The organism is Gracilibacillus saliphilus (assembly GCF_010994085.1).
GTDB classification, from domain to species: Bacteria; Bacillota; Bacilli; order Bacillales; family Amphibacillaceae; genus Gracilibacillus; species Gracilibacillus lacisalsi.
In genome coordinates, this window is sequence record NZ_WJEB01000012.1 from 57,200 (window position 1) to 77,390 (window position 20,191).

General features: G+C 36.3%; 17 protein-coding genes. 12 read left to right on the plus strand and 5 right to left on the minus strand.

Annotated elements, in window-relative coordinates:
* Positions 1 to 119: 119 nt before the first annotated feature.
* Positions 120 to 815, minus strand: coding sequence for a MerR family transcriptional regulator (locus GHT08_RS11115; RefSeq protein WP_163581480.1), 696 nt, complete (start codon positions 813 to 815; stop codon positions 120 to 122).
* Positions 816 to 1,243: 428 nt separating this feature from the next.
* Here GHT08_RS11115 and GHT08_RS11120 point away from each other — a divergent pair, with 428 nt between their 5' ends.
* The 5 genes from GHT08_RS11120 to GHT08_RS11140 all read left to right on the plus strand — a co-directional run bounded on the left by GHT08_RS11120 (position 1,244) and on the right by GHT08_RS11140 (position 7,169).
* Positions 1,244 to 3,295, plus strand: coding sequence for a bifunctional metallophosphatase/5'-nucleotidase (locus GHT08_RS11120; protein ID WP_163581481.1), 2,052 nt, complete (start codon positions 1,244 to 1,246; stop codon positions 3,293 to 3,295).
* Positions 3,296 to 3,521: 226 nt separating this feature from the next.
* The gene (locus GHT08_RS11125; RefSeq protein ID WP_163581482.1) at positions 3,522 to 4,586 is read left to right on the plus strand and encodes an NAD(P)H-dependent flavin oxidoreductase; all 1,065 of its coding nucleotides are present in this window, start codon (positions 3,522 to 3,524) and stop codon (positions 4,584 to 4,586) included.
* Between the two features lie 195 nt (positions 4,587 to 4,781).
* Positions 4,782 to 5,585: a pentapeptide repeat-containing protein gene (locus GHT08_RS11130; RefSeq protein ID WP_163581524.1), complete on the plus strand. Its 804-nt coding sequence runs from the start codon at positions 4,782 to 4,784 to the stop codon at positions 5,583 to 5,585.
* A gap of 70 nt (positions 5,586 to 5,655) precedes the next feature.
* Complete coding sequence (locus GHT08_RS11135; protein WP_163581483.1) at positions 5,656 to 6,588, plus strand: D-2-hydroxyacid dehydrogenase; 933 nt, start codon at positions 5,656 to 5,658, stop codon at positions 6,586 to 6,588.
* Positions 6,589 to 6,743: 155 nt separating this feature from the next.
* Positions 6,744 to 7,169 (plus strand): ester cyclase, encoded by a 426-nt coding sequence (locus GHT08_RS11140; RefSeq protein ID WP_163581484.1) that lies wholly within the window; start codon positions 6,744 to 6,746, stop codon positions 7,167 to 7,169.
* 171 nt (positions 7,170 to 7,340) lie between these two features.
* On the opposite strand, the gene GHT08_RS11145 is transcribed toward GHT08_RS11140, so the two are convergent.
* Complete coding sequence (locus GHT08_RS11145) at positions 7,341 to 8,468, minus strand: hypothetical protein (protein WP_163581485.1); 1,128 nt, start codon at positions 8,466 to 8,468, stop codon at positions 7,341 to 7,343.
* Between the two features lie 79 nt (positions 8,469 to 8,547).
* Here GHT08_RS11145 and GHT08_RS11150 point away from each other — a divergent pair, with 79 nt between their 5' ends.
* The 4 genes from GHT08_RS11150 (at position 8,548) to ppsA (ending at position 13,185) form a co-directional block, all read left to right on the plus strand.
* A complete protein-coding gene (locus GHT08_RS11150) occupies positions 8,548 to 9,099 on the plus strand; it encodes a hypothetical protein (RefSeq protein WP_163581486.1) in 552 nt (183 codons plus the stop codon).
* 152 nt (positions 9,100 to 9,251) lie between these two features.
* Entirely contained in the window at positions 9,252 to 9,482 is a 231-nt protein-coding gene (locus GHT08_RS11155; RefSeq protein ID WP_153834984.1) for a hypothetical protein, read from the plus strand.
* Between the two features lie 74 nt (positions 9,483 to 9,556).
* Positions 9,557 to 10,330 (plus strand): DUF2935 domain-containing protein, encoded by a 774-nt coding sequence (locus tag GHT08_RS11160; protein WP_163581487.1) that lies wholly within the window; start codon positions 9,557 to 9,559, stop codon positions 10,328 to 10,330.
* Between the two features lie 245 nt (positions 10,331 to 10,575).
* Positions 10,576 to 13,185 carry a phosphoenolpyruvate synthase gene (gene ppsA, locus GHT08_RS11165; protein WP_163581488.1) on the plus strand — a complete coding sequence of 870 codons (2,610 nt, stop codon included), beginning with the start codon at positions 10,576 to 10,578 and terminating at the stop codon, positions 13,183 to 13,185.
* 75 nt (positions 13,186 to 13,260) lie between these two features.
* Here the strand turns inward: ppsA and GHT08_RS11170 are convergent, their stop codons facing one another.
* Entirely contained in the window at positions 13,261 to 13,830 is a 570-nt protein-coding gene (locus GHT08_RS11170; protein WP_163581489.1) for a GNAT family N-acetyltransferase, read from the minus strand.
* A gap of 20 nt (positions 13,831 to 13,850) precedes the next feature.
* A complete protein-coding gene (locus tag GHT08_RS11175; protein ID WP_163581490.1) occupies positions 13,851 to 14,201 on the minus strand; it encodes a VOC family protein in 351 nt (116 codons plus the stop codon).
* Positions 14,202 to 14,340: 139 nt separating this feature from the next.
* Between GHT08_RS11175 and GHT08_RS11180 the strand changes: the two genes are divergently transcribed.
* The 3 genes from GHT08_RS11180 (at position 14,341) to GHT08_RS11190 (ending at position 19,482) form a co-directional block, all read left to right on the plus strand.
* On the plus strand, positions 14,341 to 14,817 hold the full coding sequence (locus GHT08_RS11180; protein ID WP_163581491.1) for an SRPBCC domain-containing protein: 477 nt from the start codon (positions 14,341 to 14,343) through the stop codon (positions 14,815 to 14,817).
* Positions 14,818 to 15,230: 413 nt separating this feature from the next.
* Positions 15,231 to 17,966: a glycoside hydrolase family 3 protein gene (locus GHT08_RS11185; RefSeq protein ID WP_238343553.1), complete on the plus strand. Its 2,736-nt coding sequence runs from the start codon at positions 15,231 to 15,233 to the stop codon at positions 17,964 to 17,966.
* 58 nt (positions 17,967 to 18,024) lie between these two features.
* Complete coding sequence (locus tag GHT08_RS11190) at positions 18,025 to 19,482, plus strand: glycoside hydrolase family 30 protein (protein WP_163581493.1); 1,458 nt, start codon at positions 18,025 to 18,027, stop codon at positions 19,480 to 19,482.
* Positions 19,483 to 19,532: 50 nt separating this feature from the next.
* Here GHT08_RS11190 and GHT08_RS11195 read toward each other — a convergent pair whose 3' ends face one another.
* Complete coding sequence (locus GHT08_RS11195) at positions 19,533 to 19,727, minus strand: DUF6366 family protein (protein ID WP_163581494.1); 195 nt, start codon at positions 19,725 to 19,727, stop codon at positions 19,533 to 19,535.
* Between the last annotated feature and the right edge of the window lie 464 nt (positions 19,728 to 20,191).

The following is a 20,191-nucleotide window of genomic DNA, read 5'->3' on the forward strand; positions in this document are numbered from 1 at the left end:
CCTCCCCCTCTTCTTTTATAGGAAGAGGGGATTATTAACCCTTGAGGCGTAGTATAATTTAGAAGTAAGTAGTATAGAATCTGCCATGTAAAGGTGATAACACTTTTAAAAGCAGGTGATCAATGTCTCACCTGCTCAAACAATTTATACAAATAAAAGAGCCCCTTTAGTTGTTCCTCCACTAAATAATCCATATAAATAAGTGAGTCTTTTGCTACTTTTTTTGCTTTGAAAATGTTATTGTTATCAAATTCTTTTACCATTTCTCTGATAATTTCTATAGAGAAATAAGCTTTTCTAAGTGTTCGAATAATTAATAGTTTACTGATATCTTGTTTGGTGTAACTCCTATAACCATTTTCTTCATTACGTTTGGGTTCTATTAATTCTTCCTTTTCCCAATGGCGTAAAACAGTTGTAGGGAGTTCTAATGCTGTTGCTACTTCACCAATTGTGTAGGAATTCTTTTGTTTTTTAAGAGGGACTTTCTCCGGATTTTCTAGTTCCAACACTTCAATTACTTTTTCTGTTTTTTCTTTTTCTTTGTGTAGTTCTGCTTGTTTTTCGTTTACTAGCCATAGAACTTCGGTTAATTTCTTTTCTTGAACAAGTGGCATGATTTCTTTGACAAATCCCATACCAAAGCCAGTATTCAAGGCGCGTATACATTCAAAATAGGCGACATGTTCCTCTGTATAAACACGATAGCCATTTTCTTTCCTTTCTGATGGAGGCACGATCCCCCAAGTCTCATAATGTCTAAGAGCACTCGTAGTAATCTTCAGTTTTCTTGCAATATCAATCGGACGAACCATGTTATCCCCCCCCTGTCATCATACAACTATTATCTATATTTTTCTGTGCTTTTTCAAACTTTAAAGAAAAACCTTCGACTATAAGTGACTGGAATTTACCCAAACAACAATACTGGTTCCAATCAACCTTATAACTTGCATGAATGTAATAGAATAGTAAAGAAGAATTGGGGTTATAAAAGCCAAAAGGTAACCAGAGTTGGTCACCAATTCTTTCTATCGCCTTAGTATCATTTACGTAACGCTTCTAAGACATTATAATTGGTATAGATTTACATATTCTTTACGATATTTTAATTCTAAGTTAATAGTAGATTTCTAGAATGAAAGTAGGTAGATGTTGTCACTTGTTCTGTAATACTTACATCTAATGTTTTAACATAATAGGTTTAATAGAAAACAATAAATATTTAGGAGGTAATCATTATATGACAAGTAATAAGAGATTCGGCTTTTCTTTCAGAATGGTTGCTATTATTGTCTTAGTATTAACGATAGTCTTACCTATGAGTACATTGGCTGCTGAGGATGACAGTGATTTTTCATTAACGATCATGCATATGAATGATACACATGCACATGTAGAACCATTACCTCGAATGTTAACAGCTGTAAAAGAAGTGCGAGCTGATAATCCTGATGCACTGTTACTTCATGCTGGGGACGTTTTTTCTGGTACTTTGTATTTTAACCAGTTTCACGGAAAAGCTGATTTGGCCTTATTAAACATGATGGATTTTGATGCAATGGTATTTGGGAATCATGAGTTTGATTTGGGTTCAGGTGAAGACGGACATAAGTCTCTATCAGAATTTGTAGCGGAAGCACAGTTCCCATTCCTTGGAACTAATATTGATTTCTCAGGGGATCCATTTATGACATCTTACATAGATGAAAACGCATTTTCTGACTCACCAGATAATGGATCTGTCTATGATGGCATTATTAAAGAAGTTAATGGAGAACAGGTTGGTATTTTCGGGCTGACGACAGAAGATACAGCGAATATTTCGAGCCCGGTAAATGTTCAATTCTTGAATTATCTTGAAGAGGCCGAACGAGCTGTAGCGGCTTTCGAAGAACAAGGAGTGGACAAGATTATTGCATTAAATCACATTGGCTATGATAGCACACCAGATATAGGAAATGACCTACAGCTTGCAGCAAGTGTCGACGGGATTGATGTCATTGTTGGTGGACACTCTCATACGAGATTAGATGAACCAACGATTGTATCAACAGATGAGAATGGAGCAGAAAAAGATCCAACCGTTATCGTTCAGGCACACCAATACGCACAGCTACTGGGTAAATTAGATGTTAATTTTGATGAAAATGGTGTAGTTGTAGGCTATGATGGTCAACTAATCGATATTAACGAAAAAGAAGCTGATCCAGAAGCTGAGGAAGTACTGTCTTCCTACAAAGAAGAAGTAGATGAGCTAACCAATCAAGAAACAGGCGCAGTGGCGATGAAAGATATTCCAAATCCCCGCTTAGGTGATAGTGACGTTAGTGTTCGAGCAAATGAAACAGAATTAGGAAATCTTATCACTGATGCAATGCTAGCAAAGGCTCGAGAGAAAAGTCCAGAAGTTGTGATTGCCATGCAAAATGGTGGTGGAATCCGTGCGGCCATTGATGAAGGTCCGATTACTGTTGGAGAAGTAATTGCCGTATTACCGTTCGGAAATGATCCAGTTGTTGCAGAATTAACAGGAGCGGAAATTAAAGAAATCTTAGAGCACAGTGTCCGACAAGCACCTGCAGAAAGCGGTGGATTTTTACAGGTTGCTGGTATGAAATTTAACTACGATAGCACTAAAGAACCTGGATCCCGAATTGTTACGATGGAAGTAGAAGTAGATGGTGAATATGAGGATATTGATGTAGACCAAACTTATTTAGTAACGACAAACAATTTCACAGGTAAAGGTGGAGACGGTTTTGAAGTCTTTGCTCAAGCGTATGATGAAGGACGAGTAAGAGATATCGGTGAAATTGACTGGGAACAATTACGAGATTATATGGTAGAAGATTTAGGTGGTGTGGTTGATCCGGTTATCGAAGGTCGCATAAATGACTTATTAGGGGAAGAACCAGAAGCGCCTGAGAAACCTGAAGAGGACAATGATGGAACTCCTGATGAAGAAGGTCAAGATGATGGCGGCGACAATGGTGAAGGAACTGACAACAACGGATCTAATGATGGAACAGATAACGGTAAGGACACAGAAAAAGATACTGACAAAGTAGGTTCTGAAGATGAAGAAGATAAAGTAGATTCCGAACAAAAAAATGGTCAAGAAACTTCAGAAGATAATAACAATGAAGTAGGCTCTGGTAATGAAAGTAATCAAGAAGAAGGAGAGCGTCTCCCGGATACGGCTACTAATATGTATACATTTCTCTTATTAGGAGCAATCGTCCTGATTATAGGAATAGGTTTCCTAGTATATAGAAAAGTAAAACTGTCATAAACTAATCGAGCATTTAAACAGCAACTCATTATAGGTCTGTGCTTTGCTATATTTTAGCATGCACAGACCGTATTTTTTGATAGTAACGAGCACCAGAACACGTGAATCCTTGAATAGAATACATTTTAATCTATAATGATTTCTCAAAATTTCTAAGTAACATATTAAAATGGATAAATATGTTATACAATAGTTCTAAGATGTTTGTAAGAAAGAGGTGTAGATAATGCTTCGTAATGAAATGACAGAACATTTGCATATTCAATATCCGATTATACAAGCACCAATGGCAGGTGGAATAACAACGTCAAAGTTGGTAGCTGAGGTTTCAAACAATGGTGGCTTGGGCATGATTGGAGCAGGTTATATGTCTCCTATTCAAATCCGTGAACAGATTAGAGAAATAAAGGAGTTAACCCTCAATCACTTTGGCATCAACCTATTTGTTCCAAGAGAATTTGATGTGACAGAGAATGAAATGAATACAGCTAATCGATTATTGCAGCCTATTCGTGAGCAATTGGATGTAGAAACTGATATGGAAATTTCGACGTTTAATAAAGTAACAGAAACATTCCAACAACAAATAAAGGTTATTATAGAAGAAAGGGTTCCTGTTTGCTCTTTTACCTTTGGTATTCCTTCTAAAGAAATAATTGAGAGGTTAAAACAACAAAACATTATTTTGATGGGAACCGCTACAACAGTTAATGAGGCAATTGAAGTGGAAAAGAGCGGGATGGATATTGTTGTTGTGCAAGGTAGTGAGGCAGGTGGTCATAGAGGTACATTCTTGGATGAGGAGCAAGAAAGCTTGGTAGGATTAATGTCTTTAATCCCACAGGTTGTTGATCATGTAAGTATTCCTGTTGTTTCCGCAGGGGGAATAATGGATGGAAGAGGCTTAAAGGCTTCTATATGTTTAGGAGCTCAAGGTGTTCAAATGGGAACCGCTTTTTTAACCTGTTTGGAAAGTGGTGCTAATGCAATACATATAGAAGAAATTCTTCATGCGACAGAAGACCAGACAGTTTTGACGCGAGCCTTTTCGGGAAAATCGGCTAGAGGAGTTAACAATAAATTCATTTCCAACATGAAACAACATGAAACATCTTTACCAGATTTTCCTGTTCAAAACAGTTTAACAAAAGGAATTAGAAAAAACGCTTCTTTACAAAAAAATCGTGATTATATGTCGCTTTGGTCTGGACAAAGTCCACGATTAGCTAAAAGACAAACAGTTAAATCGTTAATTCAAAATATTATGAAAGAGGTAAATGAAAGTAATTAATAACACTTGATCAATATTATATTCCAATAAAAAAAGCAGGGAAATGATCCTGCTTTTCCCTCGCCTTAATTTTCCGTATCGAATAAAAACGTTACTCCGAATTTGTCAGTTAAGCTACCATATCCAGGACTAAATCCTTTTGCTCTTTTCAAAGATTAATAATTCACTTTCAAAAATATGGAGGAACTATTGAAAATGCTAAATGATCTTAAATCAGATTGTAAAAACTGCTTTGCTTTATGTTGTGTGGCTTTACCCTTTAGTAAGTCTCATGATTTTCCCTTCACTAAAGATGGTGGAAAACCATGTCGAAACTTATGCTCCAATAATATGTGTTCGATTCATGACCAATTGAAAGACAAAGGCTTTAATGGTTGTGTTACGTATGAATGCTTTGGTGCAGGCCAGCGTGTTTCACAAACTATCTATGGCGGGAAAGACTGGCGTGAAGATAGTAAACATGCAGAAGAGATGTTTGCTGTGTTTCCTATTGTTCAGCAACTACATGAAATGCTTTGGTACCTCAAACAAGCATTAAAAATAATGGAAACAGAACCATTAAATGACCATCTTCAGCAAATTTATAATGATACTGTAAAACTAACTAATAAGTATCCAAAAGATATTCTAGAATTGAATATTATGGAACATAGAAGTATTGTCAACAGTCTGTTGCAAAAGACGAGTCAATGGTATCGGAAAGACTTTATGAATAAAAATAAAAGAATAATGGAGACAAGTGATTTAATAGGTGAAAGTTTAGTAGGGGCAGATCTTAAAGGAGAGGACTTTCGCGGGAAGCTATTAATAGCAGCAGATTTGAGCAATTGTGATTTAAGAAAAGTAGATTTTATTGGGGCTGACCTTCGAGATGCCAAGTTATTTGGAGCAGATTTGACAAGTGCTCTTTTTCTTACACAATCTCAACTTAATTCAGCAAAAGGAGATAGCCGTACCAGCATTCCAAGTTATTTAGAGAAGCCTAGTCATTGGCGGTAATACATAGATTAACGGAATGTATCTTGCCCCCTCTTTTGACAAGACGTTCATTATCGAAAGGAGAACACCAATGAAAATCAACCATATTTTATTTGTAAGCCCTTTGAATCAAGAATTACAAAATCTGATAGAAGATTATAAACTAGACAAGGAATTTCGTTATTTGACAGAAGAAGAAATAAGAGATGAAGATTTAGGCTGGGCTGATGCGTTTGTATCTTTCAAAACTAGAGCAAGTTATGACTATAGTAAAGTGAAATGGGTTCATTCTTTAGGTGCAGGTGTAGATAGTTTCTTATTCAAAAAAAAATGGAATGACGATGTAATCTTAACCAGAACGATATGTTCGTTTGGAGAAAGAATTAGTGAGTATTGCCTTAGCTACATACTAAAAGACTTACAGTATCATGATCAATTCTTTCATCAGCAAGCGGAGAAGCATTGGAAACCTACCACACCTAAGATGTTAAATGATTCAAAAGTAATGATTTATGGTACAGGAGAAATAGGTCAAAAAATAGCACAAGTCCTTTCCTTTTTTGGTGTAGAAGTTTACGGAGTATCATGGAGTGGTGAACAAAAAGAGTATTTCAAAGAAGTATTTACAGTTAACTCGCATTCTGCATTTTTGAATAAAATGAATTATCTAATTAATACCTTGCCATTAACGGAAAAAACAGAGCATTTATTTAATAAGGATATTTTTTCAGGTTTATTGAGTGTCGGTTTTATCAATGTTGGCAGGGGCGAATCTGTTAGTGAATTAGACCTCTTGCATGCATTGGAAATTGGTCAGGTCAGGTTTGCTGTACTTGATGTATTTCAAGAGGAGCCACTGCCACAAGACAGTCCATTGTGGCAACATCCAAACGTGATGATTACACCACATATTTCAGCTGTGACAACTGCTAAAGAAGCGGTAGAATGTTTTGTTGATACACTTGAAAGTATAGAAAAGGATAATTCTTTACCTAATAAAGTAGATGTCAGAAAAGGATTTTAATAGCGTACAAAAATAATCCCTTAACAGCTAGCTAATGAAATATACTACTCATAGATGATAGCTAGTTTAGTATAAGAAGAAACGGACCATTTTGTAGAGTAATTGAAGAAAGAACTTGAATATAGTATAAAATCGTATTTTAGGAGGTTTTTAATTTGACTGTATTAGACGAAAATCAAGTTTATGAATTATGGGTAAAAGCATGGAACGAGGATGTTTCTATACTTGATAAGGTAACAGCTTCTGCTTGCATGGTTCATCAGGCAAGAACTGACGGAAAATCTTCAGCTGATAAAAAGGGAGCAGAAGCCTTAAAGGGAATCATTAAGGATGCTAGCGCCTTTTTTGAGGATGTTGATATGAAGGTAGTAGTAGGTCCTATCATAGACAGTCCGTATGTCTCGGCACGCTGGCAATTTACAGGAGCTTATAAAGGAGGCATGCCAGGTGCTAAGGCAGAAGAGGGAAAGATAATAAGCTTTAACGGTATGGATATTATGCAAGTTGAAGATGGAAAAATAAAAGGTTATTGGGTATCTTCTGATGGCGTACACTTAATGGAGAAGCTAGGGGTATTTTGATTTGGTTTTCACCGCCGGGTATTCGAGAAAAGGGCGCATCTTGAATAACATATTTAAATAGAACTAGTGTAAATGATTAGGAATTGGCTAAATCAATAAAAGTCAAGAAACAAAGCAGTCATAGCTATTGTGTTTCTTGACTTTTATCTTTAGTTGTTTTGCATTTTGACGTTATGTTGGATTATTATTTATTTTTTTTACAATTAAGTAAGGTATCCACACCACCAGTGGGAATAACATAGCCATGCCCAGTACACTCACTGAAATCTCTGAAGCAATCGGTTGATTTTCTTCTTCAAAACTCATAGTCATGGCAATCCCAAAAATAAAAGCATTCACAATGAATACTAACATAAAATACCAACGTAAAACGCGACGCAGAATGAAGAAAAATAGTAGACTGATAACAAAAAACATAACAAAAATGGGCCAGGGATTTTCCTCAGCAAACCATCCGTATTTATAAAGCTCTATTAGTCCTAAGGTTATTGTTAACATTAGTGCATAGCTTAATAGAACAGCATTTGCAATTGGTCTGAATAAGGAATTGTCTTTCTCAACAGGTTCTATTGTATATTCTTTTGGTGGATATGTTCGAGACCATTCTCGATATACTTCTTTCTGCTGCTTCTTCCAATTACCTTGATGTTCAATTGGAATCTCATGAATATTGGATTCTAAACGTCTTATCCTTTCTTGATCTGTAAACATATCTCGCTCATAACTAAAGAGTACTTCTGTTGTGAATTGTACGGGTATATTTCTTTTTTTGAAATAGGTTAACCAGATATTAATATTCTCGTAATTACTGGCAAATGGAAGCTTCAACAATTCTTTAGTTGAATTTACTTCGTGAATAATGTAAAGTATATAACTTTTCTCGATATGCTTTGTTCCATGTCTCGTTAGATATTCATTTATGATATATGGAGCAACAACCACTTTCCGTATAGCAGAAAGCTCTACCTCCAGCTTGGTAGGCTCTCTATCATAAGTATTTTCCCATTTATTTAATTGAATGATATCCGGATATAAGTTGTAAGTAGTGAGATGGTTATTTCGCCAGATTAATCCGCGAGCATAGGCAAACACTTTGGTAGCTAGCCAAATTCCTAGTGGGACAAGTAGCATAAGCAGTACGGACCATATATTGGTAATATTGCTGAAGACTATTATCGGCCCTACTACCATCGTAATGCATAGCAGAAAAAGCACGGAAATGATATAGGAAAATGTTATCCACCAGAAGGGATCGAATTTCTTCTCTACGTATTGGTACATAACCTTACTTGATTCCATATTTCCCTCCCAAAATGTAGTTAGATAAATAAATATTTGCTAAAATAAGTATAACAAAAAAAAGAAAGTTGTGAAGATATTGGATATTGTAAATGATATTATCTTTTCAAAATGGCAATGGGTGACAGTGTTTTTTTCTGTAGTTGCATTTACGGCGATGATACTTGGGAGATATCCAGTAAAGACGACTGTGAAATCGGGAATATTAGCATTTTTATTTAATTTTGTATTTGTCTCATTTTTTATTTATATGAATGTATCTGCTGAACAAACTCAGTTGAATGATATAGAAGTAGCAACTCCAGCTAATGATGCGTATATAGAGGAAAGATTAAGTGAAGTTTTTGAAGAGAATAAAGAACGGGCACAAAACAAGGAATTAGTTGGATTAGTAGAACCACTCAGCGAAAATGACAATGTCACATCTTATGTTTACGCTAAAAACTTCCATGAAGAATGGGAGTTTCATGGGAAGATAAGAGTTGCGATTTATGATGATAATGAGGACATAATTAATGATAAGGTGTTTGATATTTCATTGGAGCCGGGTGAGACGAAACAAATCGATACTGATTTTGGTGATCCGAATTTTTCCTGGTTTCGTTATGAGTTTTATCCAGAAGAGAGTTAATGGGAATTCCCTAAATAAAAAGTGATAAAAAAGACAGAAATCCAAATAATGAATTGGATTCTGTCTTTTTATCTTTCATTATCAATTTTGTTCATAGAATGTAGCTTCTCGCTATAAAATAAATTACTGAACAAATAAGGAAAGGTGAGATCATGACGTTATATGAAGCTATTTTAGAATGTTTCATTGAAAAACAAAAGCCAATGACTATTCAAGAAGTTGAAATATATATCGGTCAGCAATATAAACAAAAGTGGAAAGATATTGGCACTACTTTAGCAGATATGGTTCCGGTTAATTATGGTGGGAATTCTTCTTCGTCTGTACCAGCAGAATATAGAAGATTAAAAAGACTAACTAGAGGAACATACACGTTAATCTGAGAGTATTTCGTTAATATTTCCCCTGTTTACCGAATACAATAAATCATCATTGCATAAAAAAGGGGATGTCTGGTATGAAATCCAATTATTTAAAAAGTGCTATATTTGAACATCAATTTTGGCTGCAGGTGCTCGGAGATCATGCTCGGTTTATTCATGATTCCCTTTATCCATCACAAACCGAGGATATTGAAAAAGCCAAAATGTTTCGCACACAGTATGATCAATTGCTTGCTCAATCAAGTGCTATTGATACCTCCAATGCCATTTCATTCTCGATTATGGTGGAGGATCTCACAAAGCAATTCAGAGACTTCAAGCTTTCCATTATTGAACGGCACTTGACCGGTCAAATGGGGATTCATTTGACACCTACATTTTTGAATCACATGGTCAATGAATTGGAAGAGTATTTATTAATATTAGGCTATCTGAAGCAAGGAGAGGTACCACCTATTTTCCATGAATTACATCATCACCTTGTCTGGTTATTGGATGCATCCGGTCATGCGGGCGCGATTAATGATGAAATGGATGGTGTCGAGAAACGTTTAAAAGAGAAAAGTCATGCTTTCACAGAGCATTTTAATCAATTTTATTTAAAAGCAGTAGAACTGACCGGTTATTTACGTTCCAATGTTAACGCATTCCCCGCATTAAAAAAGTTTAATAATGATGTGGAGGTAGAAATAAGTTTATTTAAAACTTTTTTGCATGAATTGGAAGAAATGGAGCTTAGTGCGGAGGTATTAAGTACATTCACTGCTTCAATGGCTGATCACATGGCCCGTGAGGAACAATATTACTTAATGAAGGTGGCCCAGTCCAAGCAGGTTACTGGAAATTGAGTTAGTCAATTATTAACACTGAATAAAACAATAGATTTTAATACGAAAGAATTAAAAAAACACCTCAGTTCTATGAATACCATACGAAACGAGGTGTTTTTATTCTTTTATTAGAAGTGGAGAACTTAAGGCACAGTACTCTTTCTACTTTAATTATAGCATATAAAAAAAGGGAAATATAGACTATTTATTCTCGTTTCCTACTGCTAAAATCAATAGTACTTTAATGGTTAGGAGTGATGCAGATGAGTTCTTCGGTTCTAGATTTTCAGGAGATAGAAAAAACTCAGCTTATGCTCGTTGGTGGAAAAGGTTTGAATTTAGGGGAATTATCAAAAATTCAAGGAATACACGTACCAGAAGGATTTTGTATAACAACAGAGGGATTTCAAAAAGCCATCGGCCAAAATGAAACGTACCGTGCTTTGTTGGACCGACTAAAAAGGTTAAAGGTAGAAGACCGAGAACAAATTGCTGCAATCAGCAAGAAGATACGACAACTCATTATGAAAGTAGAAATTCCTTCCGAAGTTGTGAATACAGTTACTCACACTCTCTCCAAGTTTGGCGAGCAACATGCTTATGCAGTGCGTTCTAGTGCGACGACTGAAGATTTACCATACGCCTCTTTTGCTGGTCAACAAGATACCTATTTAAATATCATCGGCAAAGAAGCAATCTTACAGCATATTAGCAAATGTTGGGCTTCCCTATTTGCCGATCGCGCAGTAATATACCGTATCCAAAATGAATTGAATCATAATCAAGTATATATGTCCGTTATCGTTCAAAGGATGGTTTTCCCACAAGCTTCAGGGATATTATTTACCGCTGATCCAATTACCTCTAATCGAAAGGTACTATCAATCGATGCTAGTTTTGGGCTTGGAGAAGCACTGGTATCTGGATTGGTATCGGCAGATTGTTATAAAGTACAGGAAGAGGAAATCATCGATCAGATGATAGCTACCAAAAAAGTGGCTATTTATCCATTAAAAGAGGGCGGGACAGAGAAACGGCAGATCGATCCTGAAAAACAAAAGACTCAAACACTGATTGAACAACACATTTTACAACTGGCGCGCATTGGAAGACGGATTGAAGCTTATTTTGGTTGCCCACAAGATATCGAATGGTGTTTGGTGAATGATGCATTTTATATTCTTCAGAGTCGTCCAATTACTACTTTATACCCCATTCCAGAAGCCAATGATCCAAATAATCATGTCTATGTATCAGTTGGCCATCAACAAATGATGACTGATCCCATGAAACCATTAGGATTGTCTTTTTATCTCTTAACGACACCTGCCCCTATGCGTACAGCTGGTGGCAGATTGTTTGTTGATACCACCGATAATTTGGCTTCACCCGACAGCAGAAAAGCGGTAATAGATTCCCTAGGGAAATCCGATCCACTCATCAAAGACGCACTCCTAACTATCGTAAAGCGAGAAGGGTTTATAATATCATCATCGGAAGAAAAAGAACTTAATCCCAGTAAAAGCAATAAAATTATATCGTCTTGGGACCAAGAACAAATCGAAAATGATCCGACAATCGTTTCTGATTTGATTAAGAGTAATCAGATTTCTATTGAAGAGTTAAAACAAAATATTCGAACTAAATCCGGATCAGATTTATTTGATTTTATTCGAGAAGATATCCAACAATTAAAAAAGATTTTATTTGACCCACAAACTTCTGTTGTACTGATGACTGCTATGAATGCTTCATCATGGATCAATGAAAACATGAAGAAGTGGCTAGGTGAAAAAAACGCAGCTGATGCGATTTCCCAATCTGTACCAAACAATATTACATCGGAGATGGGTCTAGAGTTATTGGATGTGGCAGATGTAATAAGACCTTATCCAGAAGTAATTGATTTTTTACAACACGTAAAAGATGAAAACTTTTTGGACGAACTGTTGAAGTTTGAAGGTGGACAAAAAATCCGAGACGCAATAATTACTTTTCTCAACAAATACGGTATGAGGTGTGTCGGAGAAATCGATATTACTAGAAATCGTTGGAGCGAAAAAACAATTACACTTGTTCCCTTGATTCTTAATAATATTAAAAACTTTGAGCCAAATGCTAGCGGTCGGTTATTTGAGCGAGGAAGACAAGAGGCTTTGAAAAAAGAACACGAGTTATTAGAACGACTAAATCGACTGCCGGATGGTGAACAAAAGGCCAAAGAGACAAAACGAATGATCGATCTAATCCGGAATTTCAGCGGGTTTAGGGAGTATCCAAAATACAGCATGATAAATCGCTACTTCGTTTATAAGCAGGCTTTATTGAAAGAAGCCGAACAACTCGTACAGGCCAACGTTATTCATGAAATAGAAGATATATACTATCTCTCTTTTGAAGAGCTTGGTGAAGTCATACGCACAAATAAACTGGATTACCAGGTCATCAACATGCGGAAAGAAGAGTACAAATTATATGAAAAATTAACTCCTCCACGTGTTTTCACGTCTGATGGAGAAATCATTGTTGGTGAGTACAAACGAGAAAATCTTCCAGCTGAAGCCATTGCAGGTTTACCAGTTTCTTCTGGAGTTATAGAGGGGCGAGCACGTGTCATCTTAAACATGGGAGATGCCGATTTAGAAGATGGAGATATATTAGTCACCTCTTTTACAGACCCAAGTTGGACACCATTGTTTGTATCCATCAAAGGTCTAGTCACCGAAGTTGGTGGGCTGATGACCCATGGAGCAGTTATCGCGCGTGAATATGGGTTACCAGCAGTTGTTGGAGTAGAAAATGCTACCAAGCTCATAAAGGATGGACAACAAATTAGAGTGCATGGAACAGAAGGGTATATCCAAATCTTATAATTAATCAGTAACACCGCTCCAGTAATTACTAGAGCGGTGTCTTACAAATTTTTCAGGGATTAACAAGCTGCTTTTTCAGCCTTGTGCAGCAAATTCCTCTCTCAAAATCGAATAGATTTTTACATCCCAATGTTGCCCTTTGCCATATACTGCTTTTCTTAATATTCCTTCAAACATCATACCTGCTTTCTCCATCACTCTTGCTGAACCGATGTTTTCTACTAAACATTTTGCCTGAATCCGTTCTAAGTCCATACGGTTGAAACCAAACTTAATAACTTCTTTAACAGCTTCCGTGACAATCCCTTTGCCCCAATAGTCTTGAGAAATCACATAGCCGATTTCTGCAATATGTTGCTGTGTATCCCATGAGACAAAATCAATCGTTCCTATCATTCTCTGCTGATCTTTCCATTCGATTGCCCACGGAGCGAGATAATTACTTTCATATCTACTAATAATATATTCGACAAATGCTAGTGTTTCATCTAAAGACTGGTGCGTTTCCCATGTTACATATTTCGATACTTCCTTATTAGAACCATAGGCATAGATATCACGCACATCCCCTAAAGATACCTTTCGTAGTAGTAGTCGATCCGTTTCCAAGATCGGAAAATCACTAAATATATCTTCCACTTCCATTGTTCCACTACCTTTCATTTCTATCGTTTACATACCATCATGTGGTTACCATCTAGATCTTTAAATGTGAAAAAATGGCCAAATTGAATAGTTGAGAGTAATTCTACACCTTTGCTTTCCATATACTGATAGGCCACTTCAATATTATCTGTATTAAAATGGAAGGCAGGTGTTTTCAAAATCGTTTCTTCCCGGTAAATTTTACTGTCCAAAACGACATTTAATCCGTCTAATTCGAGAACATAGAGGTGTCCTCCAGGAAAGTCATCGTGAGGTTCTTTATCTAGCAAATCACAATACCAGTCACGAGCTTTTTCAATATTCTTCACGGGAATAAATACAGCGGTAATTCTGTTATTTAATGGATTCATACCAACAGCTCCTCTTTTTTGTAAGCTTTAGTAATATAACCATATTATGCTGCAGGAAACTAGTCAATGCTAAATAATGCTTTTGTAATACTAGTGCTAGTTAATGTGTTAAAATAGCTTGCAAAAGGAGGTTGTTCCAATGAATTACGGTACACTTAGCCAGCATGATGAACGATATTCATTAACATTTGAATATGAATTCCCATTTTCCTCAGAAAAAGTATTTGCTATCTTAATCGACCCGGCTTTCTTTACCCAATGGTATCCATTCGCAACAACGGAAATGGATGTAGAAGTCGGTGGTAAGCTGAAGTTTGATGATGAGGAAGGTTCTGTTTATGAAGGAGAAGTATTGGAGTTAAAGGCACCGCACACATTTGTTTTCAAAGAAGTAGACGATTTACTAGATATGCGAATAACGGGTAAAGAAGATGGATGTCTTTTTACATTTAAGCATTCTTTCGATGACGCATCTATGGCGATGTATATGGCTGCAGGGTGGCATCGCTGTCTTGAAGTATTTCAACAACTTGTATATGGTGAACCAGTTGAGTGGAAGGATAATGCTGAAGCGTTGCGTCAATACTATAAAAACTCCTTTGAAGAAGGAGAGTAGTGTGCCTGCGAAACTGCGCAATTCTGTGTTTAATAATCAAAATCGTAAAAAAAGTGTCGGTAGAAATTTTCTATCGACACTTTTTTTGTGACTCATATTTAGAGAGAAAATATTGGATTGTATATTACAGATATTTTAAAAGAAAAGGTGAAAAGCACTATTCTTAGTTAAGAATTGTTAACAAACATTTTACTAAACACGGAAATATTACAAAAATAAACTCATTGAATTATGTGGTTGTAATAAGAGATGTTACATATAAGTGTTTAGAACGATTTTAAGAAAAGAGATTAATCCCTTTCATTATTTTCGTGAGCGTTTTCTCTTCCGATGTTATGAAGGGTATTAGGACGTTAGACATTAATCTTTTCATGCCTGATGCAAGTTTGACACCGTGTTTAGCAGAGTTTAGATTGAAAAAGGTAACAACAAAAGAAAGGTGGGAAGAAATTCAGCAGCCGAAAAAAATATATAATAATAGAAATGGAGCTAGCAGAATGATAAAAACATCGACAATATTTCAATTCTTGACAGTAGCATTAATTGTTACACTTATCATTACACCTTTTAGTTCTGTTGCAGCTGAAACCACTCAACAGTGGGAGGATAAATCTCTTTCAGCACAAGAACGTACTGAGCTATTACTTAAAAATATGAGTTTAGAGCAAAAGATTCAATTAGTAACAGGGAATCTTAATAATTTTTATGGCTTTTATAATGAAGAAATGGAGGACTTAGGTATTCCAGCATTAACAATGGCTGATGGTCCTGCGGGAGTTCGTATTGCGAATCCTGACATTCAAGACAAAAAGTCAACTGCTCTTCCTGCACCGATTGCCCTTGCAGCTACTTGGGATGTGGATGCAGCGAAAACTTATGGCGAGCTTTTAGGAAATGAAGCTTTTAACACGACACATAATGTGGTCTTAGGACCTGGGCTTGATATTGCACGTTTTCCTTGGGGAGAGCGAAACTTTGAATCATTAGGTGAAGACCCATTATTACAATCAGAATTAGCTATTCCATATGTAAATGGTATTCAAAGCTATCCTGTAATGGCAACGGCTAAACACTGGATATTGAATAACCAAGAAACAGAACGCTTTACTATTAATTCCGTAGCAAGTGAGCGAGCACTTCAAGAAGTATATGCACGTCCATTTGCGGAAGTAATCGAGCAAGCTGACTTAAGTGCTGTTATGTGCTCATTTAATCAAGTAAATGGTGTCAATGCTTGTGAAAGTGAAAATGTACTTACAAATTTATTGAAGGAACAATTAGATTTTGATGGTTTTGTGATGAGTGATTATGGCGCCAATTATTCAACAGTTGAATCTGCCAATGCTGGATTAGATTTAGAAACTCCAGGTGATCCTAATGGTTATTGGGGAGACGACTTGCTTACAGCAGTTGAAGAAGACGAAGTAAGTGAAGAAAGAATTGATGATATGGCTACTCGAATCCTAACAGAGATGTTTAGTAAAGGCTTATTCGATCAGCCTACTGTTAATAATCAAATTCCAGCAAAAGAACATGGAAAGATTGCCCGTGAAATAGCGGAACAAAGTATGGTCCTAATGAAAAATGAAAATAATGCATTACCATTAGATAGAAATGAATTAGATTCGGTTGCAGTTATCGGACCAGATGCTGATAATGCTTCAGCAGCTGGTGGAGGTAGTTCATTAGTAATCCCTACTTATACAGTTAGTCCATTAGAGGGTATCCAAAATGAAGTTGGAGAGAATGTAGAGGTGTCCTATGCACCAGGCACTGATCCAATTAGTGCAGGTGATATTTTACCAGGGCCTTCAGCGGTACCATCTTCTTTATTAAGTCCAGTTAACGGGGAAGAAAATGAGCATGGATTAACGGCAGAATATTGGTCCAATATTGATCGTGAAGGTGAACCATCATTAATTCGTACAGACAATCAAGTAAACTTAAATCTTGGATTCTATAACTATGATGGATTAAATGCAGATTCACCAAAACTAGAAAGAGTACCAGGTGAATTTAATAGTGAAATGTCCGCACGTTGGACAGGTCAGTTCACCGTACCTGAATCAGGTGAATATACGCTTTCTCTTTCAAGTCTAGGATCAGGTAAATTATACATTGATGATGAGCTTGTCATTGATAATCAAAGCGAGAGGTTAAAAACTTCTAAAAAGGCCCTTTCTTTTGTTGAAGGGGAACAACATGATATTCGTATTGAATATAGTTCAGGAGAATCTGGTGGACAGCAAGACTTTGGTGGAATGATTCGTTTTGGTTGGGAGCCACCAAAAGATGCAGTAGATACGAAGATTCAAGAAGCAGTTGATGTAGCTAAAAAATCAGATGTTGCAGTAGTTGTAACGCGAGTTTATGATAGTGAAGGTTATGTAGATAATTCAAGCCTTGATTTACCAAATAACCAGGAACAATTAATCAAGGAAGTGACGAAAGCAAATCCTAACACAATCGTTGTACAAATGAGCGGTCGAGCAGTACAAATGGATACATGGCAAGATGATGTACCTGCCATTGTACAAGCTTGGTTCCCGGGACAAGAGCAGGGTAATGCTATTTCCAATGTGTTATTTGGTGATGTGAACCCATCTGGTAAACTACCAATGACATTCCCAGTTGATGAAGATAGTACACCAGTATCAGACGAAAATCAATTCCCAGGAGTAGATGGGGTATCTGATTATTCTGAAGGTGTATTTGTAGGTTATAAGGGATATGAAGAAGAAGGAATTGAGCCGGAATACGCATTTGGACATGGTTTATCCTATACAACATTTAATTACCGAAACGTTAAAGCAAAAGCAAAGACTAAAGGTAAAAACAAAGAACTAGAATTATCAGTTAAGCTTAATTTACGTAATACTGGTGATGTATCTGGTTCAGAGGTTGTTCAGGTATATACTGGTGAATTACCCACTGATATTGATACACCCGCAAAACAATTAGCAGGGTTTGAAAAAGTGGAGTTAGAACCGGGTAAACAAAAACGTGTTAAAATGGAACTTGACCCGAAAGCATTCTCTTACTGGGATGAAGAGAATGATGAATGGGTAACACCAAGTGGAGAGATTCCAATTTATGTTGGTAGCTCTTCAGAGGATATTCAATTAGAAACTTCTGTAACTATTAAGTAAGAAAAAAGTTGGGGTATCGTCATGCCCCAACTTTTCTATTAACTTTTTTTTAGGGGGGATGATAATTATTTATAATAAAAAAGGATATTTTATCCTATTAGTAGGTATTTGTATCACTATTATTCTTTTAGTCTTACCAACAACTGCTAAAGAAGAAAAAGTGAATCTATGGTTAACCACAGCAGATCAACAAAATCTACTTACAGAGCAAGAGCCTATAATTTTTGACGATATAAAAGCAACGGATGATCCAGTTATTCAAGTTGATCCAAATGTTGAGTTTCAGACAATGGCGGGATTCGGAGCCGCGGTTACCGGATCTTCTGCATACCTTATCAATCATCAACTAAATTCGGAACAAAAAGATGTACTGTTGCAAGACTTGTTTTCAAGCAATGGCATTCATATGAGCTATATCCGTCATACGATTGGTGCATCAGATTTTTCGGTAGATCATGAAGGTAACCCAGCAAGCTACACATATAATGATATAGATACAGGAACAGATTATCATTTAGATCATTTTTCTATTGAAAAAGATAAAGATGTTATCCGTCTGATTCAGGATATTCGTTCGCTAAACAAAGAGATAGGTATACTAGGTACACCATGGACTGCTCCGGCATGGATGAAATATAACAACCAGCAGTTAAATGGATCGTATTTAAATTATCAAGAGCAACGTGTTTATGAAACATATGCTGATTATTTTGTGAAATACATTAAGGCTTATGCAGACAAAGATATTCCGATTGATGCAATAACTATTCAGAATGAGCCAGAACATACGTCAGAATCATATCCAACGATGAGTATGAGTGCTAAAGAACAGGCAATGTTTATTAAGAATTATTTAGGACCAGCTTTTTCACAAAATCAAATTCCAACCAAAGTATTAGCATATGATCATAACTGGGAAAATGGGATAGACTATGCGAAGACCGTTTTTAATGATGAGGAGACAAGTAAATACACAAGCGGCATAGCTTTTCATTGCTATGAGGGGCAGCCAGAAACGATGACAAAGGTACATGAACAATTTACTGACAAAGACATCTATTTAACAGAATGTAGTGGAGGGGACTGGAGTCCGGATTTTGGCAATAATTTAAGTTGGTATATGTCCAACCTGATTATTGGTGGACCGCGGAATTGGGCAGGGGCTGTATTACTTTGGAATATTGCGCTTGATAACAATGGTGGTCCCACTAATGGAGGTTGTACGGATTGCAGAGGTGTTGTAACGATTGACAGGGAAACTGGCGAAGTGACAAAAAATAGTGAATATTATGCATTAGGGCATGCCAGTAAATTTGTCGAACTTGGTGCAGTACGAATTAGTACCTCACATTATAAAGGCAGAATAGAAACGGTTGGATATAAAAATCCTGATGATTCGATTGTTTTAATTGCCGCCAATACAAGTGCTGATTCTCAGTCATTTCAAGTCAATTTTCAAGGGGAATCCTTTACGTATACATTGGAACCGAATAGTACGGTAACGTTTAAATGGTAGGAATGGGATAGGCTTAAAATACCTGTCCCTACTGCATTATTCGAGTATAGTTACTGAAAGAAAATAGTGTAAATGATAAAACCTAGAATAATAAGGAGAATAAGTATACCAGTACCTTTCCAACCTAAACTGCCGACTAAATCAAGTAACCCACTTCGATAAATACTTCCAGAGGGATTCTTCTTTAATTCTTCTTGTCTCATTCGTTCTCTTCTTCTTTCTGGAGTTTCCTTTTCTTCTGTCATGTTAACACCCTTTTATTAAAATTTATCGCTCCATTTAACCCGAAGATCTAGCCTTTTATCTCAAAAATTTTTCGATAACCAGTTGATGGAAAAGGTTCTAGTTCCCATAAGGCATCCAGAGTAGAATAAAGAACGGAATCACCTGAGTTTACAGTTACTATAGGTTTGAGATGTTTTGAAAAAGAACCATGGAGAGTTTGTTTTTGAGGATCTATATGGTAGGTAGTCATGTGAATAGCTCCTAAAGATAAATTTGGTATCTATGAGATGTATCAACTCTTGTAAAACGTATATTATCCGATTATAATACCTATTACATTCCGTTTGGATATCCTTTTTATATCCTACTCTGTTTTCACAATACCTTAGGTTTATTTTAACACAAAAATGGAGTTAATCCTAAAATATACCATCTCCTATGAAATAAAAAATAGCATACCAATCACCAATCTAATTGGTATGCC